Here is a 22,074-nt window from a genome sequence, read left to right as displayed (position 1 = left end):
GTTTATGAAATATCTCCTGACCGGGGCCAGCCTTCTGGCCCTGATGAGCTGTACCCCTACCGCAACAGTGCAGAAAAACCGGATGCCGGGCCTCTACGTGCCGGCAGGCGTGGTGTGCGTCGAGGCCGATGACCTCGAACGCAACGACTGGCTGCGCGACGAGACCCCCGAGATCGGGGAGGTGATCAAAGCCTACGCCTCCCGCGGCCTCGCCACGCAAGAGAGCAAGGTTTACCGCTCCTACAAGGCGTGGTGGGACGCCGGCTTCGACCACGCCCGCGCCGCCGATTACTACGGCCCGGGCTATTTGGAGGCCGCGTCCTGCTGGGTGCCACGCCCCGAAGCTGACTTCTAGTCGGCGACTCTAAACCCGATAAATTTAAAACGGTTGAGCACGCGCCGTCCCGCGGGGTGGCGCAATCGCGCCGCCCCAGTGGGGCGGGTCGGCGCGGCCTGACAGTGCCTGTCAGGCGGGCGCTTTGATTTAAGCCGGTGCGCTTTCAGGTTTGAGTCCGCCGGCTCTGCCCTCACATCCCCTGCCACGCCCTGACAGCAGCGCGATAATTTCGTGCAAATGTGGTTGATGTTCTGTTAATGTTCACGTGCAGCGCTGGCGCGGACGCGGTATGGCGCTACTTTCGCTTCACACGACGCAGCACGTGAACTTGGGGACGCGCATGGCCGAGCAGAAATTCATCGAGGTGCGGGGCGCACGGGAGCACAATCTCAAGGGGGTCGATGTCGACATCCCCCGCGACCAGCTGGTCGTGATCACCGGCCTCTCGGGGTCAGGCAAGTCCTCGCTCGCGTTCGACACGATCTACGCCGAAGGCCAGCGCCGCTACGTCGAGTCGCTCTCCGCCTACGCGCGCCAATTCCTTGATATGATGGAGAAACCGGACGTCGACCACATCACCGGTCTCAGTCCCGCCATCTCGATCGAGCAAAAGACGACGTCCAAGAACCCGCGCTCGACCGTCGGCACCGTCACCGAAATATACGACTATCTGCGCCTACTCTTTGCCCGCGCCGGCACGCCGTACTCGCCCGCCACCGGCCAGCCCATCGAGGCGCAGCAGGTGCAGGACATGGTTGACCGCATCATGGGGATGGAGGAGGGGACCCGCGCCTATCTCCTCGCGCCCATCGTGCGCGACCGAAAAGGCGAGTACCGCAAGGAGTTCCTGGAGCTGCGCAAGCAGGGCTTCCAGCGGGTCAAGGTCGACGGCGCCTTTCACGAGCTCGACGATCCGCCCACGCTCGACAAGAAATTCCGCCACGACATCGACGTCGTGGTCGACCGTCTGGTGGTCCGCGAAGGCATGGAAACACGGCTCGCCGACTCGCTCCGCACGGCCCTCGACCTTGCCGATGGCATCGCGATTCTCGAAACGGCACCCTCCGAAGGCGAGCCCGAGCGCGTCACCTTCTCCGAGAATTTTGCCTGCCCCGTCAGCGGCTTCACCATCCCCGAGATCGAGCCGCGCCTCTTCTCGTTCAACGCCCCCTTTGGCGCGTGCCCGTCCTGTGACGGCCTCGGCCACGAGCTCTTCTTCGACGAGCGTCTGGTTGTCCCGGACGTCACGCTCAAGATCTCCGACGGCGCACTCGCCCCATGGCGCAAAGGCAAAAGCCCGTACTTCCTCCAAACCATCGAGGCCATCGCCAAGCACTACGAGTTCAACAAGAACGCCAAGTGGAAGGACCTCCCGGCTTACGTCCAGCAAGTGTTCCTGCACGGCTCGGGCGACGAGGAAATCCAGTTCCGCTACGACGAAGGCGGCCGCGTCTACCAGGTCAAACGCGCTTTCGAAGGCGTCATCCCCAACATGGAGCGCCGCTACCGCGAAACCGACAGCAACTGGATCCGCGAAGAATTCGAGCGCTACCAGAACAACCGCCCCTGCGGCGATTGCGGCGGCTATCGCCTGCGCCCCGAAGCGCTCGCGGTCAAGATCGCCGGCCTGCATGTGGGCCAGGTGGTCGAGATGTCGATCCGCGACGCTTACGATTGGTGCAAATCCGTCCCTGACAGCCTCAGCCCCCAGAAAAACGAGATCGCCCGCGCGATCCTCAAGGAAATCCGAGAGCGCCTTGGGTTCCTGAATAACGTGGGATTGGAATACCTTACACTGTCACGTTCAAGCGGCACATTAAGTGGTGGCGAAAGCCAACGCATCCGGCTCGCGTCCCAAATCGGCTCCGGCCTCACGGGCGTGCTCTACGTGCTCGACGAGCCCTCTATCGGTCTTCACCAGCGCGACAATGACCGTCTCCTTGAAACGCTGAAGAATCTGCGCGACCAGGGCAACACGGTGATCGTGGTCGAACACGACGAGGAGGCCATCCGCGAGGCTGACTACGTCTTCGACATCGGCCCAGGCGCTGGCGTGCATGGAGGCCAAGTCGTCAGTCACGGAGTTCCGCACGCTGTCGCCGCAGATGAAAACTCGGTCACCGGGCAGTACCTGTCGGGCGTTCGCGAGATTTCCGTGCCGGCGACGCGCCGCAAGGGCAACAAGAAAAAACTCAAGGTTGTCAAAGCCTCAGGCAACAACCTTAAAGACATCACTGTCGATTTTCCGCTCGGCAAGTTCGTCTGCGTGACAGGCGTATCTGGCGGCGGCAAGTCCACGCTCACTATCGAGACGCTCTTCAAAACGGCGTCGATGGCGCTGAACGGCGCGCGTCAGACGCCTGCGCCATGTGAGACGATCAAAGGGCTCGAGCATCTGGACAAAGTCATCGACATCGATCAACGCCCCATCGGCCGGACTCCGCGTTCGAATCCAGCGACTTATACGGGGGCCTTCACCCCCATCCGTGACTGGTTTGCCGGTCTGCCGGAGGCCAAGGCCCGCGGCTACAAACCCGGTCGCTTTTCCTTCAACGTCAAAGGCGGGCGCTGCGAGGCGTGTCAGGGTGACGGTGTGATCAAGATCGAGATGCACTTTCTGCCCGACGTCTACGTCACTTGCGAGACCTGCAACGGCGCACGCTACAACCGCGAGACTTTGGAAATTCAGTTCAAGGGCAAGAGCATAGCCGACGTTCTTGATATGACGGTTGAAGATGCGCAGGAGTTCTTCAAAGCCGTCCCGTCGATCCGCGAGAAGATGGACGCGCTGGTGCGCGTCGGCCTCGGGTATATCCGCGTCGGCCAGCAGGCCACGACGCTGTCGGGCGGTGAGGCGCAGCGGGTCAAGCTCTCGAAGGAACTGGCAAAACGCTCGACGGGCCGCACGCTCTACATTCTCGACGAGCCGACAACTGGCTTACATTTCGAGGACGTACGCAAGCTTCTTGAAGTGTTGCATGAACTTGTGGAAGCCGGAAACACGGTGGTGGTGATCGAGCACAACCTCGACGTTGTGAAGACCGCCGACTGGATCATCGACATCGGGCCCGAAGGTGGCGATGGAGGTGGCACGGTGGTTGCCGAAGGCACGCCGGAGCATGTTGCCGAAGTCGAAGACTCGCACACCGGGCGGTATCTCAAGGAGATGCTTAAGCCGCGGCGGGTGGCTGCTGAATAGGCGGGATGGGTGCGAGCACCCATCCTACGCATGCGACGTGACCGGTAGGATGGGTGATTTCACCCATCTACGCTGAAAGGCGCGGGAGCATGTAGCTGAAGTCTTTGTCCCCGTCGCCGTCGGCCACCATTTCCTTGTAAAGCTCGAGCGCGTGCGCGCCGAGGGGTGTGGTGGCGGAGACGCTGGCAGACGCGTCTTGCGCGAGGCCGAGGTCCTTGACCATGAGCGCGGCGGCAAAACCGGGCTGGTAGTCGTTGTCGGCAGGGCTTTGTGGGCCGATGCCGGGAGCGGGGCAGTAGGCGTTCATCGACCAGGAATAGCCCGAAGATGTGCTGACAACGTCAAACATCTTGTCCCGGGCGAGGCCGAGTTTGTCAGCGAGCGCAAAGGCTTCGCAGGTTACGATCATGGTCGCGCCGAGGATCATGTTGTTGCAGATCTTGGCCGCTTGGCCCGCGCCGGCATCGCCACAATGGACGGCCTTTTGTCCCATAATATCAAAAAGCTCTGCGGCTTTGTTGAAGTCGTCTTCCGCGCCGCCCGCCATGAAGGTGAGCGTGCCAGCGGAGGCGCCCCCGATCCCGCCGGAGACTGGCGCATCGATCCAACCCATTCCTTTGGAGTTTGCGTCTTCGGCGACGGCCCGGGCGCTTTCTACGTCGACGGTGGAGCAGTCGATGAAGAGGGCGCCGGTCTGCATCGCCGGGAGAACGTCCTCGGCGACCGCGCGCAGTATCGCGCCGTTTGGTAGCATGGTGATGACCACGTCTGCGTGCCGTGCAGCGTCCTGAGCAGAGGCGGCCAGAGCAACGCCTTCGGCAGTCACAGACGCAGTGTCAAAACCTGTCACCTCATGCCCTGCGGCGGCGAGGTTGCGGGCCATGGGCGCGCCCATGTTGCCGAGGCCGATAAATCCGATCTTCATGCGTGGTCCTCCCAAACCAATCCGTTCCCGCGCAGGGGCATGAGCATGTGTGTCACGTCCATCTGGCCGAGCGCCGAGATGCTTTCGTGCGCCCATTTCGGGCTGCGGTCCTTGTCGATGATGGCGGCGCGGATGCCTTCGAGAAAGTCGCCTTGCTCCATCGCACGGTACGTGTAGCGGAATTCCTGGTCGAGCGCGCTGCGGATGCCGGGGTTTGCGCGCACGCGGTGCACGATCTCCACGCAGGAGGCCATGGCGAGCGGCGCGTTGCGGCTCAGCTTTTTGAGCGTGTCCCGGGCAAAGTCGCTGTCCTCGGCGGCGAGGCTTCGGGCGATGTCGCCAAGGGTTTCGCCGCCGAAGTGCCGGTCGATGTCGGGTTGCAAAGCGTGAAGCGGCGCGTCCGGGGCAGGGGACCAGGCCACGGCGTCGGGATCGCCGGTTTCGATGATCTTGGCCTTTGCGTCTTCCCACGCCTCTTCGGGCAAATAGTGGTCGGCAAAGCTGGCGTAGATCGCGTCGCCCGGTCCCATGAGCGCGCCGCTGGTGCCGAGGTATTCGCCCAGCCGTCCGGGGGCGAGGGCGAGCATGAGGGAGCCGCCCACGTCCGGGACAAGGCCGATGCCGCATTCCGGCATGGCGATCTGGCTGGTGTCTCCGACGATGCGGTGCGTGCCGTGGCAGCCGATCCCGACGCCGCCGCCCATGGTAAACCCTTGGAGGAAGCTGACGACGGGCTTGGGGTATTCGAAGAGTTTGGCGTTGAGACGGTACTCGTCCCGCCAGAATGTGCGTCCGTATTCGAAGTCTCCGGCAGTGCCTGTGGCATACATCTCGGCAATGTCGCCGCCTGCGCAGAACGCCCTGTCTCCGGCTGCGTCGAACAAAACCAGCGCCACCGAGTTGTCGCTCCGCCATGCGTCAAGCGCGGCTTCGATCGCCAGACACATGTCGTAGGTCATCGCGTTGAGCGCCTGCGGACGGGTCAGGGTGATCCGGCCGGCGCGCCCCTCGATGCGGATGTCGATGTCGCTCATGCGCGCAGCATATCGCGGGCGACGATGAGGCGCATGATCTCGTTCGTGCCCTCGAGGATCTGGTGCACGCGCAAGTCGCGGGACAGTTTTTCGATGCCGTAGTCGGCGAGATAGCCGTAGCCGCCGTGCAGTTGCAGGCAGCCGTCGACGATGCGGGAGCCGGCTTCGGTCACGAACTTCTTGGCCATGGCGCAGTGTTTGGTGGCGTCGGGCGCGCCCGTGTCGAGCTTCCACGCCGCCTGGCGGAGGAAGACTCGGGCCGCCTGCAGCTCGATCTCGAGCTCGGCGAGGCGGAACTGCAGCGCCTGGAACTCGGTGAGGGATTTGCCGAACGCCTTGCGCTCTTTCATGTAGGCTAGCGTCGCATCGAGGGCAGCTTGCGCGGCGCCGAGTGAGCAGGCCGCGATGTTGAGCCGCCCCCCGTCGAGCCCCATCATGGCGTAGGTGAAGCCCTTGCCTTCTTCGCCGAGGAGGTTGGTGGCGGGCACGGCGACGGCGTCCATCTGCACCTGCCGGGTGGGTTGCGAGCGCCAGCCCATCTTGTCCTCGAGCCCGCCGTAGGTGAGGCCCTCCATACCGTCTTCGAGGATGAGCGCGGAGACGCCTTTGGGGCCGTCCTCGCCGGTGCGGGACATGACGATGTAGGCGTCCGAATAGCCGCCCCCGGAGATGAAGGCTTTGGTGCCGGTTACCGTGTAACCTTCGTTCGAGCGCTCGGCGCGGGTCTTGAGGGCGGCGGCGTCGGAGCCTGAGCCGGGCTCAGTCAGGCAATAGCTGAGCACGCTCTCCATAGTGAGCGCGGAGGGGAGCATCCGATCACGAAGTGCGTCATCGCCGAAGGACGAGATCATCTTGGCGCACATGTTGTGGATCGACAGGAAAGCGGCAACCGAAGGGCAGGCCATGCTGAGGGCTTCAAAGACCAGCGTCGCGTCGAGGCGAGAGAGCCCGCTGCCGCCGTGTTCTTCGGGCACGTAGAGGCCGGCGAGGCCGAGCGCGCCCAGCTTGGGCCAGAGCTCGCGCGGGATGGTGCCGTCCGCCTCCCAGGTGCGGGCATAGGGCGCGATCTCGGCCTGGCCGACGTCGTAGGCCATGTCGAAAATCGCGGTCTGCTCTTCGGTCAGTGCAAAATCCATCTCAGCCTTTCCAGAATTGAACGCTTGTTCATTACTCTAGTCTGGCCGCCGCAGAGCGCAAGCGCTATGGCGCGAGGCATGAAAGCCTGCATCGCCGTTGCCGATTATTACGTACCCGGACAGACCTTTGTGAACCGGCATATCGAGGAGATGTTTGGCGGGAAAACCTGCGTTGTGGCGGGGCGGCTCAATGGCAAGCGCGAGACGGGACCGCGGTTCTTCGAGCGGCGCGCGCGGCACGGGGTGGGCGATTTGGCGTTGGCGCCTGTGATGCTGCCATGGAACCTTTGGCGGCACGGAACGGAGCGGGTGCCGTTCGGCGCTGCGAAACGCGCGTTGTTGGCTTGGCTCGCGGAGCAAAAGCCGGACGTGATCCTGTCGGAATTCGGCACGCAGGGCGTGGTGCTTGCGCCGATTGCTCGGGAGGCGGGTATCCCGATGTTCACCTATTTCCGCGGGTCCGATGCGTCGTCCCGCCTGCGGGAGGCGTCCGTGCGGCGTGCGTACCGGTATATGTTTCCAAAACTGACGGGTGTGGTCGCCGTCTCGCAGTTTCTCTTGGACAATCTGAAGCGGGAGGTGGGCGTCACACATCCCAACGCGCATGTTATCCCCTCGGGCGTTGATGTGCGCTGGTTCGCGCCGGAAAAAAAGCGCCCGCGATCGGCCTTTGCCGTGGGCCGGATGGTTGAGAAAAAGGCGCCGATGCTGACGCTCGAAGCGTTTGCAGAGGCGCTGAAGGTCGCCCCTGACGCCCACTTGACGATGATCGGCGACGGCCCGCTCCTCGCGCCCTTGCGGGCGCGCGTCGCTGCTTTGGGGCTGGAGAGTTTCGTGTCGCTGCCGGGTGCCTTGCCGCACGCGGAGGTGCGGAACATCGCTGTGAGGTCAGAGATTTTCCTGCAGCACTCGCTGACTGCAGAGAATGGCAATACCGAAGGGCTGCCGACGGCGATCCAAGAAGCAATGGCTGCAGGCTGCCTCACAGTTTCGACACGGCACGCCGGTATTCCCGAAGCCATCGACGATGGAGAGACTGGTTTTCTTGTCGAAGAAGGTCACGCGCCCGCCTACACGGCGCGCGTGGTTGAGGCGTTTGGGATGTCGCGCGAAACGGCGCGCGGCTTTGGTGCGCGCGCGCGAGATGCGGCGTGCGCCCGGTTCGACAATGCGAGGCTTTTGACTAAGCTTGAGGCTTTGTTGGCGGACGCTGCCCGCAGTTATTGATCCCCTGGGGCTCTGCCGCCGTTCATTGGGCTTGAACCAATGGCGCCAAATAAACGGCCCCCAGGATATTTTTAGCCAGAAGAAGCTAGGAAGTGGCTCATACTTCTTCTGGCGAGAAATATCCCGGGGGTTTGGGGGCTGGCCCCCAATATCGGGACGGCGGAACTACTCCATAACGGGGATCGAGAACTCGCCGCCTTCCTTGATGCCGGAGGGCCAGCGGGCTGTGATCGTTTTGGTGCGCGTGTAGAACTTGAACGCGTCGGGGCCGTGTTGGTTGAGGTCTCCGAAGGCTGATTTCTTCCAGCCGCCGAAGGTGTGGTAGGCGAGCGGGACGGGGATCGGGACGTTCACGCCGACCATGCCGATGTTGATGCGCTGCGCGAAGTCGCGGGCGGTGTCGCCGTCGCGGGTGAAGATAGCGGTGCCGTTGCCATATTCGTGGTCCATGGCGAGGCCGAGCGCCTCTTCGTAGGACTGCGCGCGCACTGTGGAGAGGACCGGGCCGAAGATCTCCTTGCGGTAGATGTCCATGTCGGGCGTCACCTTGTCGAAGAGGTGCGCGCCGACGAAAAAGCCGTCTTCGTAGCCTTGCAGCGAGAAGTTGCGGCCATCCACGACGAGCTCGGCGCCCTGGTCGATGCCGGTTTGCACGAGGTTCAGGATGTTGTCCTTGGCCGCGCCGGTCACGACCGGGCCGTAGTCGACGTCGTCGCCGGCGGTGTAGGGGCCGACTTTGAGGGCCTCGATGCGGGGGACAAGTTTCTCGATCAGGCGGTCAGCGGTGTCGTCGCCCACCGGCACGGCGACGGAGATCGCCATGCAGCGCTCGCCTGCTGCGCCGTAGCCGGCTCCGACAAGCGCGTCGGCGGCCTGGTCCATGTCCGCGTCTGGCATCACGATCATGTGGTTCTTTGCGCCGCCGAAGCACTGCACGCGTTTGCCGTTCGCGCAGCCGCGTCCGTAGATGTACTCGGCGATGGGGGTGGAGCCGACGAACCCGACCGACTGGATGGTCGGGTGGTCCAGGATCGCGTCAACGGCCACCTTGTCGCCGTTCACGACCTGCAGGATGCCCTTTGGGGCGCCGGCCTCTTCCATCAGCTCCGCGAGCATGAGCGGCACGGAGGGGTCGCGTTCGGAGGGTTTGAGGATAAACGCGTTGCCGCAGACGATGGCGGGCGCGAACATCCACATTGGGATCATCGCCGGGAAGTTGAATGGCGTGATGCCGGCGGTCACCCCCAAGGGCTGGCGCATCGAATACATGTCGATGCCGGGACCGGCGCTGTCGGTGAACTCGCCCTTGAGCATTTGCGGCGCGGCGATGCAGTACTCGACCACTTCGAGCCCGCGGATCACGTCGCCTTTGGCGTCGGGCAGGGTCTTGCCGTGCTCGCGGCTCAGCGCCTCGGCGAGCTTGTCCATGTCGCGGTGCAGGAGCGAGACGTATTTCATCATTACGCGGGCGCGCCGCTGCGGGTTCACGGCTGCCCAGGCGGGCTGCGCGGCGGCGGCGATCTCGACCGCCTTGCCGAGCTCGTCCGCGCTTGCCAGCGGCACGCGGGCCTGCACCTCGCCGGTGGCGGGGTTGAAGACGTCGGCAAAGCGGCCGGACGTGCCTGCGGTGTGGGCGCCGCCGATGTAGTGCGAAAGTTCCTGCATTCCTGGTCTCCAGTCGTCGTGTTGCGCGCAGCATAGGCAGAGCGCGGGCCGGGCAACAGCAAAAAGCGCCGCGCTTGACAGGTCGGGGGCGGCGCGGGCAGGGTTGTTTTCCTCGGATTATGTTGAGGCAAGAAAAGGGGTTTTGCGATGAAAGTCTCGGATGTGCTCAAGCGCAAATCGGCGCGGGTTCTGGTGACGCTGCCGCCGAGCGCGTCGGTGCGGGATGCCGCCGCGCGCTTGGCCGAGGAAGGGATCGGGACGATCGTGATCTCGCGCGATGGCGCGCGGGCCGACGGGATCCTGTCGGAGCGGGACATCGTGCGGCGGCTGGCCTCGGACGGGGCGGGCGTGCTCGACACGCCGGTCGAGCGTGTGATGACGCGCAACGTGGTGACCTGTCACCCCGACGAGCCGGTCGATGCAGCGCTCTCGACGATGACCGACGGGCGCTTTCGGCATATGCCGGTCGAGGACAGTGGGACGATCATCGGCCTGATTACGCTGGGCGATGCGGTCAAGGCGCGGCTCGACGAGGTCGCATTCGAGCGCAACGCGATGGAAGAGATGATCCGCGGGCACTGACGCGCTGTTTACGCCGTTGGTTCTCGAGCGCATGACGGCCTAAGCGGCGCCTTCAGCGCAATAAGTCCGCGCGATCAGGGGCTTGCCAGATGCGCCTCGATGGTGTTTGCCTCGCACCGCGTTGACGTTTGAGGAGCCCGGCCATGCGCATCGGACTTTATCCCGGCACCTTTGACCCGATCACCCTGGGTCATATCGACATCATCCGGCGCGCGACGCGGCTGGTGGACCGGCTGGTGATCGGGGTGGCGATCAACCGGGACAAGGGTCCGCTCTTTGATCTCGATGAGCGGGTGGCGATGGTGGAGGCGGAGTGTGCCGGCCTCGCCGCGCAGAGCGGGGTCGAGATCGTCGTGCACCCGTTCGAGAACCTGCTGATCGACTGCGCGCGCGATGTGGATGCGACGCTGATCGTGCGCGGGCTGCGGGCTGTGGCGGATTTCGAATATGAATACCAGATGGTCGGCATGAACCGCGTGCTCGACGATACGATCGAGACGGTGTTCCTCATGGCCGAGGCGCGGCACCAGGCGATCGCCTCCAAGCTGGTCAAGGAGATCGCGCGGCTGGGCGGCGACGTCTCGCGGTTCGTGACGCCGGCGGTCGACACGGCCTTGCGAGAGCGGCTGGCGGGCTGAGCCGGCGTGACCGAGCGCCTGTTTGTCTATGGCACGCTGCGCGCGTCGGCAGATCATCCGATGGGCCGGCTTTTGCGCGATCATGCAGCTCTGATCGGGACGGGGACGATCCGGGCGCGGCTCTACATCATCAACGATCCAGACACGCCCGGGGACAACTTCTATCCCGGGGCGGTGCCGTGCGCTTCGGACGCCGAGCGCGTCGAGGGGGAGGTCTACGCGCTGCACGACCCGGAGACGGTGCAGGCAGCGTTTGACGAGTATGAAGCCTGTTCGCCCAACTGGCCCGAGCCGCATGAGTTCATATTGCGGCGGGTGCCTGTGACCCTGCAAAGCGGGGAAGAGGTGTGGGCGCGGTCCTACCTCTATGCCTGGGACGTGACCGGTGCACGGCATGTCGCGTCAGGCGTGTTCGACGCCTTGGCCCGGGACGTGCGCTGACGCCCCTGGTGCCACGCGTTTGATCCGGCTTTTAGCCGCCGTAGACCGCTTCGTGCGCGAGACGGTGCGCGTCGCCGCGGTGGATGTCGAGGTCGAGCGCCACGTCGAGCGGCATCGCTTCGATTTCGGCCACGGTACGGTTGTATTTGGCCCGTTTGTCGAGGCTGTGTGCGATCTTTTGATAAAGGCTTGCCATGTTCGTTTCCTTTCCATCAGCATGTTGATTGCGCTAACACCCAGGAAGTTACGCCGCTCTGGCGCTCAAACAAGGCGCAATGCCGCAACGCAGCATTGCGTATTTTGCAAAGGTTCTGAAGGAACCTTTTGGCCCCGCAGACAACGCGTCAATCAAGGTGGCGCGTCTCTGCGATGAGCGCGGTCAGCTCGGACGATGCGCGCAAGAGCTCGGGACGGACCTCGTCGGGTGCGGCTTCGATGGCGTCGCTGTAGGCGCGCTGCACCCTTTTCTCGCCGTTGCGCACCTGGTCCATGACGTCCTCGTCGATCTCGTCGAAAAAGTCGCGCATCTTGACCACGGCGCGGTTGACCGACGACATGAACGAGCCGTCGAGGTCGGCACCGTCCGGCAGAAGGCTGGCGATCTGGCGGGCGTGGCGGGCGTGCAGGTCGCGGAACTTCTCGGCGACCGGTTTGAAGTCGGGCTCGGCGCGGGCCACCATCACGTCAAAGCCGGCTTTGGCATCGACGTGGCGGGCGTGCAGCTTTTCGAGCGCGCGATGAAAACTCTGAGACATGGGGCCTCCGTAACGGATTATTGGCCCTCAAACGAACGCCGCCGCCTCGGAGTTCCGGGCGGCGGCTTGGGTCACAAAGATGTGCAGCCTCGTGTGCCGCGCGGCGCACGGCGCCTGGTTTAGAACAGCTTGCCCATGGCGACGGCGGTGTCGCTCATCCGGTTCGAAAAGCCCCACTCGTTGTCGTACCAGCTGAGCACGCGGCACATCGTGCCTTCCATCACCTTGGTCTGGTCGGTGGCAAAGATCGAGGAGCGCGGGTCGTGGTTGAAATCCATCGACACCAGCTTTTCGTCGGTCACGCCCAGCACCCCCTTGAGCGGGCCATCGGCGGCGGCTTGCATCGCGGCGTTGATCTCTTCGGCGGTGGTGTCGCGGGCGGCCTCGAAGGTCAGGTCCACGACGGATACGTTGGGGGTCGGCACGCGGATCGCAACGCCGTCGAGCTTGCCATTGAGCTCGGGCAGGACGAGGCCGACCGCCTTTGCCGCGCCGGTCGAGGTCGGGATCATCGACATTGCCGCCGCGCGCGCGCGGTAGAGGTCCTTGTGCATCGTGTCGAGCGTCGGCTGGTCGCCCGTATAGCTGTGGATCGTGGTCATGAAGCCCTTCACGATCCCGACGCTGTCGTTCAGCACCTTGGCCACCGGCGCGAGGCAGTTGGTGGTGCAGGACGCGTTCGACACGATGATGTCCTCGCCCGTCAGCGTGTCGTCGTTGACGCCGTAGACGATCGTCTTGTCCGCGTCCTTGCCCGGCGCGGAGATCAGCACGCGCGACGAGCCGTTTTCGAGATGGGCCTGGCACGCCTCCTTGGAGGTAAAGATGCCGGTGCATTCGAGCACGACGTCGACGTCTTTCCACGGCAGGTCCGCCGGGTTGCGCTCGGAGGTGACCTGCATGGCGCCGCGCCCGACGTCGATGGTGCTGCCCTTGACGGTGACCTCGGCCGGGAACCGCCCGTGCACGCTGTCATAGCGCAAGAGGTGCGCGTTGGTCTCGACCGGGCCAAGATCGTTGAGCGCGACGACTTCGATGTCGGTGCGGCCCGACTCGACGATGGCCCGCAGCACGTTGCGGCCAATCCGGCCAAATCCGTTGATGGCGACTGTCACGGTCATGAAATTCTCTCCTGTCTTTGGCGCGCGGCGCGCCCGGCAAAGGTCCTGTTATCGCTAACAGGGGCTTGCAGATCGGGTAAGCGCTGCCGCGCGGCGTGTCAACACGCGCGGGATGCTGTGACGGGGAGGTAGGGCAGGGCGGCGCTAGCGCCAGAAAGCGACCCAATCGAGCAGCTCGAAGAACTTCTTGCCGAGAAACAGCAGCGCTGTGCCGTCGTTCAGCACGAGGTCCGCAGCGATGCCGCAGCCGATCAAGAGCAAGAGCCAGAATGCCAACGTGTTGGTCATGGGATTTGCGTGGCAGGCGCGTGCCCGCGGGTCAAGCGGCGCGGCTCTCTTCGCAGGCAAGTGTTGTATCGCGGCAGATGGGTGCAAGCACCCATCCTACGGATGTCGCGCTGGGAAGTAGGATGTGGTGCTTGCACCCATCCACGGTTGTCAGTGGAGGAGCCGGCCCATGGCCGCGGCGACATCCGCCATGCGGCAGGAAAAGCCCCATTCGTTGTCGTACCACGCGAGCACGCGCACGGTGCGTCCGCCGACGACCTTGGTCTGGTCGGGTGCAAAGATGCTGGAATGCGGCGTGTGGTTGAAATCGATGGAGACTTTGGGATCGGGATCGTAGGCGAGGACCGAGCCCATGCGTCCTGCCGCGGCTTCGGCGACGATGGCGTTCACGTCCTCGACGGTGACGTCCTTGCCAGCCTCAAAGGTCAGGTCAACGGCGGAGACGTTGGGCGTCGGCACGCGGAGCGAGGTGCCGTCGAGACGCCCTTCGAGCTCGGGCAGCACTTCCTTGAGCGCCTTGGCTGCGCCCGTCGAGGTCGGGATCATTGCCATGGCAGCGGCGCGCGCGCGGTAGAGGTCCTTGTGCCGGCGGTCGAGCGTGGGCTGGTCGCCGGTGTAGCTGTGGATCGTCGTCATGATGCCGCGCTCGATGCCGATGGCCTCGTGCAGGACCTTGGCCAGCGGCGCGAGGCAATTGGTCGTGCAGGATCCGTTCGAGATCATGCGCTCGTCCGCCATCAGGTCGCGGTGGTTGACGCCGTAGACAACGGTGCGGTCGACATTGGTGGCGGGGGCTGAGATCAGGACCTTCTTGGCGCCGCGCTCGAGGTGGACCGCCGACTTGCCGCCGTCGTTGAACTTGCCGGTGCATTCGAGGACCACGTCGCAGCCCTCCCAGTCGAGCTCGGCCGGCTCGTAGGTCGAAAAGACCTGCATGGGTCCGCGGCCGAGGTCCATGGTATCGCCCTTGACGGTGACCTCACCGCCGAAGCGGCCGTGCACGCTGTCGTAGCGCAGAAGGTGTGCGTTGGTCTCGATCGGGCCTGTGGCGTTGATCTTGACCACCTGGACGTCGTTGCGCGCGCTTTCGGCGATATGTGCGAGCGTGCAGCGCCCGATCCGGCCAAAGCCATTGATACCTACGGTCACGGTCATCGCACATCTCCTGTCCTGCTTGAGGAGGTGCTACACGTAAAATGTGGCAGAGCAATGGAGAAAGTGTATATCTTCCAGACCGTTAGCGATAAACCTCAGGCGGTTGCGCTAACGTGAGCGGAAACAGGTGGCAGGGAGGCACATCATGTCGGCTGATCATCCCAATCAGAGTACGCGTTGGATCGCGATTGCAGGAAGGTGCCTGATCGCGGTGCTCTTTGCCGGCGGCGCGGTGCAAAAGGCGCTCGATCCTGCCCCGGCCATGGCGCTACTCGCGGGGCTGTCGCTGCCGGAAGTTCTCGTCTGGCAGGCACTTGTCTTCAACGCGGTGGCGGCGGTGCTCCTCGTTGCGGGTCTTTGGCTCGAGCGTGTGGCGCTGGCGCTTGCGACCTATTGCATCGTCACGAGCGTCTTTCACTACGTGCCTGAGGATGCCTGGCAAATCTCGATCCTCGTCAAGAATTGGGCGATTGCAGGTGGGTGTCTGTGTCTGGCGGCGTTGGCTCGGGAGCAGCGTATGTGAGAGTAAGGCTGGCACTTTTTACCGACGCCTAATTCAAAGCGCCCGCCTGACAGGCACTGTCAGGCCGCGCCGACCCGCCCCATGGGGCGGCGCGATGCGCCACCCCTCGGGTCGGCGCGTGAATTGCGGTTTCTTGCGACCACTCCGGTAAAAGGTCAGCCCTTAGAGCAACGACTGCGCCGCCTCGACCACCGCGGTATCCGTGATCCCGAAGTGCGCATAGAGCTGATCGGCGGGCGCGGAGGCGCCGAAGCCGGTCATGCCGACAAAGGCCGCCTTGTTCCACTTGCCGCGTTCGCCGGTCAGCCAGCGGTCCCAGCCTTGTTGCACGCCGGCCTCGACCGCAACGCGCACGGCCCCTGCGGGCAGGACCTTGCGGCGGTACTGCTCGTCCTGGGCAGCAAAAAGCTCCATGCAGGGCATCGAGACCACACGCGTGCCGATCCCCTGCGCCTGCAGGCGCTCGCGGGCGGACAGGGCCAGCTGCACTTCGGAGCCCGTGGCGATCAGGATCACCTGACGCTTGCCTTCCGCCTCGGCCAGCACGTATGCGCCCTGGGAGGTGAGGTTGCGCGTCTTGTGCTCGGTGCGCACGGTCGGCACGCCCTGGCGCGTGAGTGACAGGACGGAGGGCGTCTCGGTCTGTGTCAGCGCAAGCTCCCACGCCTCTGCGGTCTCGACGGTGTCGGCGGGGCGGAAGACCAGCGTGTTGGGCGTCGCCCGGCTGATCGCCAGATGCTCGACCGGCTGGTGGGTCGGGCCGTCCTCGCCGAGGCCGATGCTGTCGTGGGTCATCACATAGACAACCGGCAGTTTCGACAGCGCCGAAAGCCGCATCGCCGGGCGCGCGTAATCGGTAAAGCACATGAACGTGCCGCCGTAGGGTTTGACCCCGCCGTGCAGCGCCATCCCGTTCATCGCCGCGGCCATGCCGTGCTCGCGGATGCCGTAATAGACGTAACGCCCCTTGCGGTTGGTCTCGTCAAAGACGCCCATGTCCGCGGTCAGGGTGTTGTTCGAGCCCGTCAGGTCCGCCGAGCCGCCAATGGTCTCGGGCATGACCGGGTTGATGACCTCGAGCACCATCTGGCTCGACTTGCGCGTGGCGACCTTGGGAGCCGTCTCGGAGATCTGCTTTTTCAGCGCACGCACGACACCGGAGAGTTTCTTGGGTGTCTCGCCGGCGTGGATGCGCGCAAACTCGGCCTGCTTGCGGCCCGAAACGGAGGCGAGGCGCTCGCTCCACGCCTTGCGCTCGTCCGCGCCGCGGGTCCCGATCTCTTCCCACCACGACTTGACCTCGGTCGGGATTTCGAAGGGACCGTAGGGCCAGCCATACGCCTCTTTGGCCGCCGTCAGCTGCGCGTCGTCGGTGAGCGCGCCGTGGCCTTTGGAGGTATCCTGCGCCGCGTGGCCGATGGCGATATGCGTCTTGCAGGCGATCATCGAGGGGCGCCCGGCATTCTTGGCCGCCGTGATGGCCGCGTCGATGGAGTCGGGGTCGTGGCCGTCGATCTCTTGCACGTGCCAGCCGCACGCCTTGAACCGCTGCACTTGGTCGGTGCGGTCCGACAGCGTCACTTCACCGTCGATGGTGATGTTGTTGTTGTCCCAGAAGACGATCAGCTTTTCGAGCTTTTGCCGGCCCGCCAGCGCAATCGCCTCGTGGCTTACGCCCTCCATCAGGCAGCCGTCGCCTGCGATCACGTAGGTGTGGTGATCGACGAGCTTCTTGCCAAACTGCGCCCGCAGCGCCTCCTCGGCGATGGCAAAGCCCACGGAGGTCGCGATGCCCTGGCCAAGCGGGCCCGTCGTGACTTCGACGCCCCCGAGCAGGAAGTTTTCCGGGTGGCCGGCGGTCTTGGCACCCAGTTGGCGGAAGTTCTTGACCTCCTCCAGCGTCACCTCCGGATCGCCGCAGAGATAGAGCAGACCGTAGAGCAGCATCGAGCCGTGGCCCGCCGACAGGATGAACCGGTCGCGGTCGGCCCAGTCGGGCGTGCGTGCGTCGAACTTGAGGTGCTTGCCGTAGAGGACAGTTGCCACGTCCGCCATCCCCATCGGCATGCCGGAATGGCCGGAATTGGCCGCGTTCACGCCATCGAGCGCCAGCGTCCTGAGCGCGGTTGCGCGCATCCAGTGATCGGGATGGGCAGTGCGCAGGGCGTCGATATCCACTTGATGGTCCACTGGGCAAACTCCTTGGCGGCAGGGGCAAACGCTGCGCGTCTCATTAGCAGGGCACAAAGGCGCGTCAAGCACGCGCTGTAAGCCTTTGACATGGCTTGGGAGAGGCGGATTTGCCTGCCCTCGCATTCCGCATACACTCTTGGCAAGAAGACGCGATTCGTGAGGCGGCTCATATGGCGGCCTGATCGGGGACACCCTGGCATTCACATCGCAGGCAGACAGACGGGACATCAAGGCCATGAGCCAGATCAACGAGCTTGAGGGGCGCATTTCAGCCGCGCTCGACCGGATTGCGCGGGGGCTTGAAAACGCTCCCGATGGCGGGGGCGAGGAGAGTGTGCCCGCCGAAGTCCACGCCGCGCTTCAAGCCGCTCTAGAAGACGAGAAGACGGCAAATGCGCAGCTCGAAGAGCGGATCAAGAGCCTGACCGAGCGTCACGCGGCGGAGGTAGCGGACCTTCAGGCGCAACTCGAGTCTGTGGCTGAGGCGCCCGCGGCACCGTCGGACGACGGAATGCGCAACGCGCTCGACGCGCTGGAGATTGCGCTTGAAGAGCAGCGCGGCGCGCATCACCGACTGCAAAAGGCGAGCGCGGCGCTCAGGGAAGCTGTGGACCTGTCTGCCGTCTCCGCGGATCAGATCAACGACGCCCTCGCGGCTGAACTCGAGGCCGAACGCACCGCCCGCGCCACCGACCAGGCCGAGGTCGGCGCGATCCTCGTCGCGCTCGACACGCGCCTTGCCAAACCGTCCGAAGGAGATTCCTGATGCCGGAAATCGTGATCACCATCGGCGGCCGCTCGTTCGAGGTCGCCTGCGCCGAGGGCGAGGAGCATTACCTGCTGTCGGCTGCCAAGATGCTCGACACCGAGGCGCAAGTGCTTGCCGACCAGATCGGGCGGCTCCCCGAGGCGCGGATGCTGCTCATGGCTGGGTTGATGCTGGCGGACAAGACCTCCGCGCTCGAGGACAAGGTGCGCGAGACCGAGGACAAGATGGCCGACAAGATCAACGAGATCCGCGAGTTGCGCGACGCGCCGGCGCCCGTGCCCGACCGGATCGAAGTGCCGGTCATCCCGCCGGAGGTGACCGAAACGCTCGCCGAGCTGGCTGCCCGGGCCGAAGCGGTGGCCGACCGGGTGGATGAGAAGCTGGGGAGCTAGGGCGCTTCTGCCTTGGTTTGGATGGACGCCGCGGAGTGACCGGGCGGCTTCTCTAATTCCGTTCCAGCGAGTTATGTTGGTGCCGAACAGATAAGAACGCGCCGACCCGCGGGGTGGCGCAATCGCGCCGCCCACTTTGCCGAAGGCAAACCTTTGGTTTGACGGGGGCGGTTCGGCGCGGCCTGACCGTGACGGTCAGGCGGGTGCTTTGGATTAGGCGACCGGTTCGGTAGGCTTAGATTAGCTCGCGCTTAGAAAGCTTTTACGCGTTCGCTTCGCGGATCTTGTCGGCGGCTTCCTTGTCGTAGCTGACGCCGTTGTCGTCGAACATCGTGTCGAGCTCGCCTGACAGGGTCATCTCGGTGATGATGTCGCAACCGCCTACGAACTCACCCTTGATGTAGAGCTGGGGGATGGTCGGCCAGTCAGAGTACTCCTTGATCCCTTGCCGGATGCCCTCGTCGGCGAGCACGTTCACGTCCGTGTAGTCGACGCCCATGTAGTTGAGCACGCCCGCGACGCGCGAGGAGAACCCGCATTGCGGCATCTCCTTGGTGCCTTTCATGTAAAGCACCACGTCGTTGGCTTTCACGGTTTCGTCGATCTGGGTCTTGGCGTCGTTCATGGAAGTATCTGGCATGTCTCAGTCTTTCTGCTTTTGAAAGGCGCGGTGATAGGTCGCCGCGTAGGTTTCGTCTTCGGGCATCGGCTTGATATGCGTGGCAGCCGAGCGGGAGCTGTTTTGCGAAAAGGTCCAGTGCGTGCGTTCGAGCGCGTCGTTCCGGCGGTTCACCTGTTCGACGGAGGCAAGGTCCAGCCCCTCCATCCCGAGCGGGACCTCGGCATCCACAGGCATCTCAGGCCGGCGCTGGCTTAGCGGGCGGCGCGGGGCGCGGCGGAAGGGGGCCATGAGGAGGTTCAGGAGGGACATGGGCGCGGGTTACGTAGGATGGGTGCTGGCACCCATCCCCGTCGGAGTGTGAAAGGGCATCATTCGGGCGCCCGGGTCGTCAGGGCCAGCGCGTGCAGCTCGCCGTTTGCGCCGTCCATCTTGCCCTTGAGGGCGGCGTAGACCGCGCGTTGTTGCTGGACGCGGTTCTTGCCGCGAAAGCTCTCATCGACGACCATCGCCGACATGTGCACGCCGTCGTCGCCGCCGACTTCGATCTGCGCCTCGGGAAAGCTCTCCCGCAAAAGGCTCTCAATTTCCACACGGCTCATCGGCATCGGCAGGTCTCCGGCAACTCGTTCAAAGGCTAAGGTAAGACCGCGCCCGCGGCTCTGCAATCCCGCCGTTTCAGGTCAGCGCTGCGGCAAAGGCGGTGCGGTAGGTGGCGCTGAGCGCCTCGAGCGGGGCGGATGCGGCGCCAAAGGTGACGGCGCTGCCGCCAAACCGGCCCACGCTGGCGACGGGTACGCCGGCCTGTGCGGCGGCGATCATGAGCGCCTCGGCGCGGTCGAACCCGCAGGCCACGAGGTAGCGCCCCTGATCTTCGCCAAAGAGGTCAGGCGTCGCGCCGCTGTCGAGCGTGACGCCGACGCCGGCGGCTTCGGCCAACTCGAAGGCGGCAAGGGCAAGCCCACCGTCTGAGAGGTCGGTGCAGGCGGTGATGAGGTCGCGGTGCGCGCGGATGAAATCGCCGTTGCGCTTTTCCGCCTCCAGATCCACCGGCGGTGCGTCGCCCTCCACACGGTTGAAGACTTCGGCCAGCAAAGCCGATTGCCCGAGGTGGCCGGTTGTCTCGCCGATCACCATCGCCACGTGGCCCTCGCGCACGTCGCAGCCGATGATCTCGTCCTGTGAGGTGAAAAGCCCGACCGCCCCGATTGTGGGAGTGGGCAAGATCGCCTCGCCGTCGGTCTCGTTATAAAGCGAGACGTTGCCCGACACGATCGGCATGTCGAGCGCGGTGCAGGCCTCGCCGATCCCGTCCAGAGCCCCAACGAACTGCCCCATGATATGCGGCTTTTCGGGGTTCCCGAAGTTGAGGTTGTCGGTCGTGGCAAGGGGCAGGGCGCCCGCAGCTGTCAAGTTGCGGTAGGCTTCGGCGACGGCCTGCTTACCGCCCTCGACCGGGTTCGCTTTGACATACCGTGGGGTCACGTCGGAGGTGAAGGCGAGCGCCTTCTCCGTGCCGTGCACGCGGATGATACCCGCGCCGGCGCCGGGACCACGCGCGGTGTCGGCCATGACCTGGCTGTCGTATTGCTCGGTCACCCAGGTCTTGGCGGCGTAGTTGGGGGAGGCGATGAGCCACTTGAGCGCGTCAATGGGATCGACTTCGGGCACGTCCTTCAGCGGTTCGGCGGGCGGGGTCGGCTCCCAGGGGCGGTCGTATTCCGGCGCGGTGGAGGCGAGTTTCGACAGCGGCAGGTCGGCCTTGATCTCTCCATGGTGGCGGATCAGGAAGCGGTCCTCGGCAATCGTCTCCCCCACGATGGCAAAGTCGAGGTCCCATTTGTCGAACACCGCCTTGGCTTCAGCCTCGAGATCGGGCTTGAGCACCATGAGCATGCGCTCCTGGCTCTCGCTCAGCATCATCTCGTAAGCGGTCATGTTCGCTTCGCGCTGCGGGACCTTCTCGAGGTCGAGCGCGATGCCGAGCTCGCCTTTGTCGCCCATCTCGACGGCCGAGCAGGTTAGACCGGCCGCGCCCATGTCCTGGATCGAGATGACCGCGCCCGTCGCCATCAGCTCGAGCGTGGCCTCCATCAGGCGCTTTTCGGTAAAGGGGTCACCCACCTGCACGGTGGGGCGCTTTTCCTCGATGCTCTCGTCGAACTCGGCGGAGGCCATGGTCGCGCCGCCCACACCGTCCCGGCCCGTCTTGGCGCCAAGGTAGACGACAGGCATGCCCACGCCGGAGGCGGCGGAGTAGAAGATCTTGTCGGTGTCCACGAGGCCGGCGGCAAAGGCGTTCACGAGGCAATTGCCGTTGTAGGCGGGGTCAAAGCGGACTTCGCCGCCTACGGTGGGCACGCCGAAGCAATTGCCGTAACCACCGACGCCTGCAACGACGCCTGCCACAAGGGACCGCGTTTTGGGATGCGATGGCTCCCCGAACGACAGCGCGTTCATCGCCGCGACGGGACGTGCGCCCATGGTAAAGACGTCACGCAGGATGCCCCCCACGCCTGTCGCCGCGCCCTGGTAGGGCTCGATATACGAGGGGTGGTTGTGGCTCTCCATCTTGAAGACCACGGCTTGTCCGTCGCCGATGTCGACGATGCCCGCATTCTCCCCCGGGCCGCAAATGACTTGCGGGCCTGTGGTCGGCAGCTTCCTCAGATGGATTTTCGAGGACTTGTAAGAGCAATGCTCGTTCCACATCGCCGAAAAGATGCCCAGCTCGGTAAAGGTCGGCTCCCGCCCGATGATCTCGAGAATACGGTCGTATTCGTCCGGTTTCAGCCCATGGGCGTCGATCAGGTCGGGCGTGATGGCTGGCTCTTGCATCGGTGGCGGCATCCCCTGTCGTGTCGCCCCGTCTCTTACGGGAAGGCCGGGCGAGGGGGAAGCGCGTTTGGACCCACCATGGCGCGGCATGGAGACACCAGCCAAACGGCGGATAAAAAAAGGCCGGGGCTAAGCCCGGCCATAGTCCAACAGGGAGGTTGAAGACCGGGCTCGCGCCCATCGCCTTCGAGTGTCGATTTAGGAGCGCCCGGCTAAGGGATCAAGAAAAACTGCCCA

General features: G+C 64.5%; 23 protein-coding genes. 9 read left to right on the top strand and 14 right to left on the bottom strand.

The features are described from left to right. Window positions 1–4: 4 nt before the first annotated feature. Both ACU0B3_RS03765 and uvrA read left to right on the top strand, forming a co-directional pair. Window positions 5–355, top strand: coding sequence for a hypothetical protein (locus ACU0B3_RS03765; RefSeq protein ID WP_446259469.1), 351 nt, complete (start codon window positions 5–7; stop codon window positions 353–355). Between the two features lie 322 nt (window positions 356–677). Continuing rightward, window positions 678–3,536 carry an excinuclease ABC subunit UvrA gene (gene uvrA / locus ACU0B3_RS03760; RefSeq protein ID WP_446259468.1) on the top strand — a complete coding sequence of 953 codons (2,859 nt, stop codon included), beginning with the start codon at window positions 678–680 and terminating at the stop codon, window positions 3,534–3,536. A gap of 67 nt (window positions 3,537–3,603) precedes the next feature. Here uvrA and mmsB read toward each other — a convergent pair whose 3' ends face one another. From mmsB to ACU0B3_RS03745, 3 genes are read right to left on the bottom strand one after another with little or no spacing between them, the layout of a single operon-like run. Beyond that, window positions 3,604–4,461 carry a 3-hydroxyisobutyrate dehydrogenase gene (gene mmsB, locus ACU0B3_RS03755; protein ID WP_446259467.1) on the bottom strand — a complete coding sequence of 286 codons (858 nt, stop codon included), beginning with the start codon at window positions 4,459–4,461 and terminating at the stop codon, window positions 3,604–3,606. Beyond that, window positions 4,458–5,495 (bottom strand): enoyl-CoA hydratase/isomerase family protein, encoded by a 1,038-nt coding sequence (locus ACU0B3_RS03750; protein ID WP_446259466.1) that lies wholly within the window; start codon window positions 5,493–5,495, stop codon window positions 4,458–4,460. The genes mmsB and ACU0B3_RS03750 overlap by 4 nt, the downstream gene beginning before the upstream one ends. Beyond that, window positions 5,492–6,631, bottom strand: coding sequence for an acyl-CoA dehydrogenase family protein (locus ACU0B3_RS03745; RefSeq protein WP_446259465.1), 1,140 nt, complete (start codon window positions 6,629–6,631; stop codon window positions 5,492–5,494). Before ACU0B3_RS03745 ends, ACU0B3_RS03750 begins: the two co-directional genes overlap by 4 nt. Window positions 6,632–6,709: 78 nt before the next feature. On the opposite strand from ACU0B3_RS03745, the gene ACU0B3_RS03740 reads away from it, so the two are divergent. Beyond that, on the top strand, window positions 6,710–7,858 hold the full coding sequence (locus ACU0B3_RS03740) for a glycosyltransferase (protein WP_446259464.1): 1,149 nt from the start codon (window positions 6,710–6,712) through the stop codon (window positions 7,856–7,858). Between the two features lie 165 nt (window positions 7,859–8,023). Here the strand turns inward: ACU0B3_RS03740 and ACU0B3_RS03735 are convergent, their stop codons facing one another. After that, window positions 8,024–9,523, bottom strand: a complete 1,500-nt coding sequence (locus ACU0B3_RS03735) for a CoA-acylating methylmalonate-semialdehyde dehydrogenase (protein ID WP_446259463.1) — start codon at window positions 9,521–9,523, stop codon at window positions 8,024–8,026. 147 nt (window positions 9,524–9,670) lie between these two features. Between ACU0B3_RS03735 and ACU0B3_RS03730 the strand changes: the two genes are divergently transcribed. The 3 genes from ACU0B3_RS03730 to ACU0B3_RS03720 all read left to right on the top strand — a co-directional run bounded on the left by ACU0B3_RS03730 (window position 9,671) and on the right by ACU0B3_RS03720 (window position 11,184). Next, entirely contained in the window at window positions 9,671–10,105 is a 435-nt protein-coding gene (locus ACU0B3_RS03730) for a CBS domain-containing protein (protein ID WP_446259462.1), read from the top strand. A 143-nt stretch (window positions 10,106–10,248) separates the two neighbouring features. After that, on the top strand, window positions 10,249–10,743 hold the full coding sequence (gene coaD, locus ACU0B3_RS03725) for a pantetheine-phosphate adenylyltransferase (RefSeq protein ID WP_446259461.1): 495 nt from the start codon (window positions 10,249–10,251) through the stop codon (window positions 10,741–10,743). A gap of 6 nt (window positions 10,744–10,749) precedes the next feature. Then, window positions 10,750–11,184 carry a gamma-glutamylcyclotransferase family protein gene (locus ACU0B3_RS03720; RefSeq protein WP_446259460.1) on the top strand — a complete coding sequence of 145 codons (435 nt, stop codon included), beginning with the start codon at window positions 10,750–10,752 and terminating at the stop codon, window positions 11,182–11,184. 31 nt (window positions 11,185–11,215) lie between these two features. On the opposite strand, the gene ACU0B3_RS03715 is transcribed toward ACU0B3_RS03720, so the two are convergent. From ACU0B3_RS03715 to gap (ACU0B3_RS03695), 5 genes are all read right to left on the bottom strand, one after another. Beyond that, window positions 11,216–11,380 carry a hypothetical protein gene (locus tag ACU0B3_RS03715; protein ID WP_446259459.1) on the bottom strand — a complete coding sequence of 55 codons (165 nt, stop codon included), beginning with the start codon at window positions 11,378–11,380 and terminating at the stop codon, window positions 11,216–11,218. 148 nt (window positions 11,381–11,528) lie between these two features. Further along, complete coding sequence (locus tag ACU0B3_RS03710) at window positions 11,529–11,939, bottom strand: DUF2383 domain-containing protein (protein ID WP_446259458.1); 411 nt, start codon at window positions 11,937–11,939, stop codon at window positions 11,529–11,531. 119 nt (window positions 11,940–12,058) lie between these two features. Next, entirely contained in the window at window positions 12,059–13,060 is a 1,002-nt protein-coding gene (gene gap, locus ACU0B3_RS03705; RefSeq protein ID WP_446259457.1) for a type I glyceraldehyde-3-phosphate dehydrogenase, read from the bottom strand. Window positions 13,061–13,204: 144 nt separating this feature from the next. Continuing rightward, window positions 13,205–13,348: a glyceraldehyde-3-phosphate dehydrogenase gene (locus tag ACU0B3_RS03700; RefSeq protein WP_446259456.1), complete on the bottom strand. Its 144-nt coding sequence runs from the start codon at window positions 13,346–13,348 to the stop codon at window positions 13,205–13,207. Between the two features lie 150 nt (window positions 13,349–13,498). After that, the gene (gap, locus tag ACU0B3_RS03695; RefSeq protein ID WP_446259455.1) at window positions 13,499–14,503 is read right to left on the bottom strand and encodes a type I glyceraldehyde-3-phosphate dehydrogenase; all 1,005 of its coding nucleotides are present in this window, start codon (window positions 14,501–14,503) and stop codon (window positions 13,499–13,501) included. Window positions 14,504–14,648: 145 nt separating this feature from the next. Here gap (ACU0B3_RS03695) and ACU0B3_RS03690 point away from each other — a divergent pair, with 145 nt between their 5' ends. After that, window positions 14,649–15,026 (top strand): DoxX family protein, encoded by a 378-nt coding sequence (locus ACU0B3_RS03690; RefSeq protein ID WP_446259454.1) that lies wholly within the window; start codon window positions 14,649–14,651, stop codon window positions 15,024–15,026. 162 nt (window positions 15,027–15,188) lie between these two features. Here the strand turns inward: ACU0B3_RS03690 and tkt are convergent, their stop codons facing one another. Further along, window positions 15,189–17,204, bottom strand: coding sequence for a transketolase (tkt, locus tag ACU0B3_RS03685; RefSeq protein WP_446259576.1), 2,016 nt, complete (start codon window positions 17,202–17,204; stop codon window positions 15,189–15,191). 250 nt (window positions 17,205–17,454) lie between these two features. Between tkt and ACU0B3_RS03680 the strand changes: the two genes are divergently transcribed. Both ACU0B3_RS03680 and ACU0B3_RS03675 read left to right on the top strand, forming a co-directional pair. After that, a complete protein-coding gene (locus ACU0B3_RS03680; protein WP_446259453.1) occupies window positions 17,455–17,985 on the top strand; it encodes a hypothetical protein in 531 nt (176 codons plus the stop codon). Then, on the top strand, window positions 17,985–18,380 hold the full coding sequence (locus ACU0B3_RS03675; protein WP_446259452.1) for a cell division protein ZapA: 396 nt from the start codon (window positions 17,985–17,987) through the stop codon (window positions 18,378–18,380). Before ACU0B3_RS03680 ends, ACU0B3_RS03675 begins: the two co-directional genes overlap by 1 nt. 262 nt (window positions 18,381–18,642) lie before the next feature. Here ACU0B3_RS03675 and grxD read toward each other — a convergent pair whose 3' ends face one another. The 4 genes from grxD to purL form a co-directional block, all read right to left on the bottom strand. Then, on the bottom strand, window positions 18,643–19,005 hold the full coding sequence (gene grxD, locus ACU0B3_RS03670; RefSeq protein WP_446259575.1) for a Grx4 family monothiol glutaredoxin: 363 nt from the start codon (window positions 19,003–19,005) through the stop codon (window positions 18,643–18,645). Window positions 19,006–19,023: 18 nt separating this feature from the next. Next, the gene (locus tag ACU0B3_RS03665; RefSeq protein ID WP_446259451.1) at window positions 19,024–19,311 is read right to left on the bottom strand and encodes a hypothetical protein; all 288 of its coding nucleotides are present in this window, start codon (window positions 19,309–19,311) and stop codon (window positions 19,024–19,026) included. Window positions 19,312–19,370: 59 nt separating this feature from the next. Continuing rightward, complete coding sequence (locus ACU0B3_RS03660; protein WP_446259450.1) at window positions 19,371–19,607, bottom strand: BolA/IbaG family iron-sulfur metabolism protein; 237 nt, start codon at window positions 19,605–19,607, stop codon at window positions 19,371–19,373. Between the two features lie 70 nt (window positions 19,608–19,677). Further along, window positions 19,678–21,837 carry a phosphoribosylformylglycinamidine synthase subunit PurL gene (gene purL, locus ACU0B3_RS03655; RefSeq protein WP_446259449.1) on the bottom strand — a complete coding sequence of 720 codons (2,160 nt, stop codon included), beginning with the start codon at window positions 21,835–21,837 and terminating at the stop codon, window positions 19,678–19,680. Window positions 21,838–22,074: the final 237 nt, after the last annotated feature.

The organism is Pseudaestuariivita sp. (genome assembly GCF_052825805.1).
This window is presented reverse-complemented; position numbering and strand designations above follow the sequence as displayed.

Bases quoted from the DNA above. Each gene is read 5' to 3' on its own strand.
- ACU0B3_RS03710 (WP_446259458.1), bottom strand. From the start codon at position 11,939: ATGTCTCAGAGTTTTCATCGCGCGCTCGAAAAGCTGCACGCCCGCCAC.
- ACU0B3_RS03660 (WP_446259450.1), bottom strand. From the start codon at position 19,607: ATGCCGATGAGCCGTGTGGAAATTGAGAGCCTTTTGCGGGAGAGCTTT.
- ACU0B3_RS03750 (WP_446259466.1), bottom strand. From the start codon at position 5,495: ATGAGCGACATCGACATCCGCATCGAGGGGCGCGCCGGCCGGATCACC.
- uvrA (WP_446259468.1), top strand. From the start codon at position 678: ATGGCCGAGCAGAAATTCATCGAGGTGCGGGGCGCACGGGAGCACAAT.
- grxD (WP_446259575.1), bottom strand. From the start codon at position 19,005: ATGAACGACGCCAAGACCCAGATCGACGAAACCGTGAAAGCCAACGAC.
- ACU0B3_RS03740 (WP_446259464.1), top strand. From the start codon at position 6,710: ATGAAAGCCTGCATCGCCGTTGCCGATTATTACGTACCCGGACAGACC.
- gap (WP_446259455.1), bottom strand. From the start codon at position 14,503: ATGACCGTGACCGTAGGTATCAATGGCTTTGGCCGGATCGGGCGCTGC.
- ACU0B3_RS03745 (WP_446259465.1), bottom strand. From the start codon at position 6,631: ATGGATTTTGCACTGACCGAAGAGCAGACCGCGATTTTCGACATGGCC.
- mmsB (WP_446259467.1), bottom strand. From the start codon at position 4,461: ATGAAGATCGGATTTATCGGCCTCGGCAACATGGGCGCGCCCATGGCC.
- ACU0B3_RS03735 (WP_446259463.1), bottom strand. From the start codon at position 9,523: ATGCAGGAACTTTCGCACTACATCGGCGGCGCCCACACCGCAGGCACG.
- ACU0B3_RS03730 (WP_446259462.1), top strand. From the start codon at position 9,671: ATGAAAGTCTCGGATGTGCTCAAGCGCAAATCGGCGCGGGTTCTGGTG.
- ACU0B3_RS03690 (WP_446259454.1), top strand. From the start codon at position 14,649: ATGTCGGCTGATCATCCCAATCAGAGTACGCGTTGGATCGCGATTGCA.
- purL (WP_446259449.1), bottom strand. From the start codon at position 21,837: ATGCAAGAGCCAGCCATCACGCCCGACCTGATCGACGCCCATGGGCTG.
- ACU0B3_RS03665 (WP_446259451.1), bottom strand. From the start codon at position 19,311: ATGTCCCTCCTGAACCTCCTCATGGCCCCCTTCCGCCGCGCCCCGCGC.
- ACU0B3_RS03765 (WP_446259469.1), top strand. From the start codon at position 5: ATGAAATATCTCCTGACCGGGGCCAGCCTTCTGGCCCTGATGAGCTGT.
- gap (WP_446259457.1), bottom strand. From the start codon at position 13,060: ATGACCGTGACAGTCGCCATCAACGGATTTGGCCGGATTGGCCGCAAC.
- ACU0B3_RS03675 (WP_446259452.1), top strand. From the start codon at position 17,985: ATGCCGGAAATCGTGATCACCATCGGCGGCCGCTCGTTCGAGGTCGCC.
- ACU0B3_RS03700 (WP_446259456.1), bottom strand. From the start codon at position 13,348: ATGACCAACACGTTGGCATTCTGGCTCTTGCTCTTGATCGGCTGCGGC.
- ACU0B3_RS03715 (WP_446259459.1), bottom strand. From the start codon at position 11,380: ATGGCAAGCCTTTATCAAAAGATCGCACACAGCCTCGACAAACGGGCC.
- coaD (WP_446259461.1), top strand. From the start codon at position 10,249: ATGCGCATCGGACTTTATCCCGGCACCTTTGACCCGATCACCCTGGGT.
- ACU0B3_RS03680 (WP_446259453.1), top strand. From the start codon at position 17,455: ATGAGCCAGATCAACGAGCTTGAGGGGCGCATTTCAGCCGCGCTCGAC.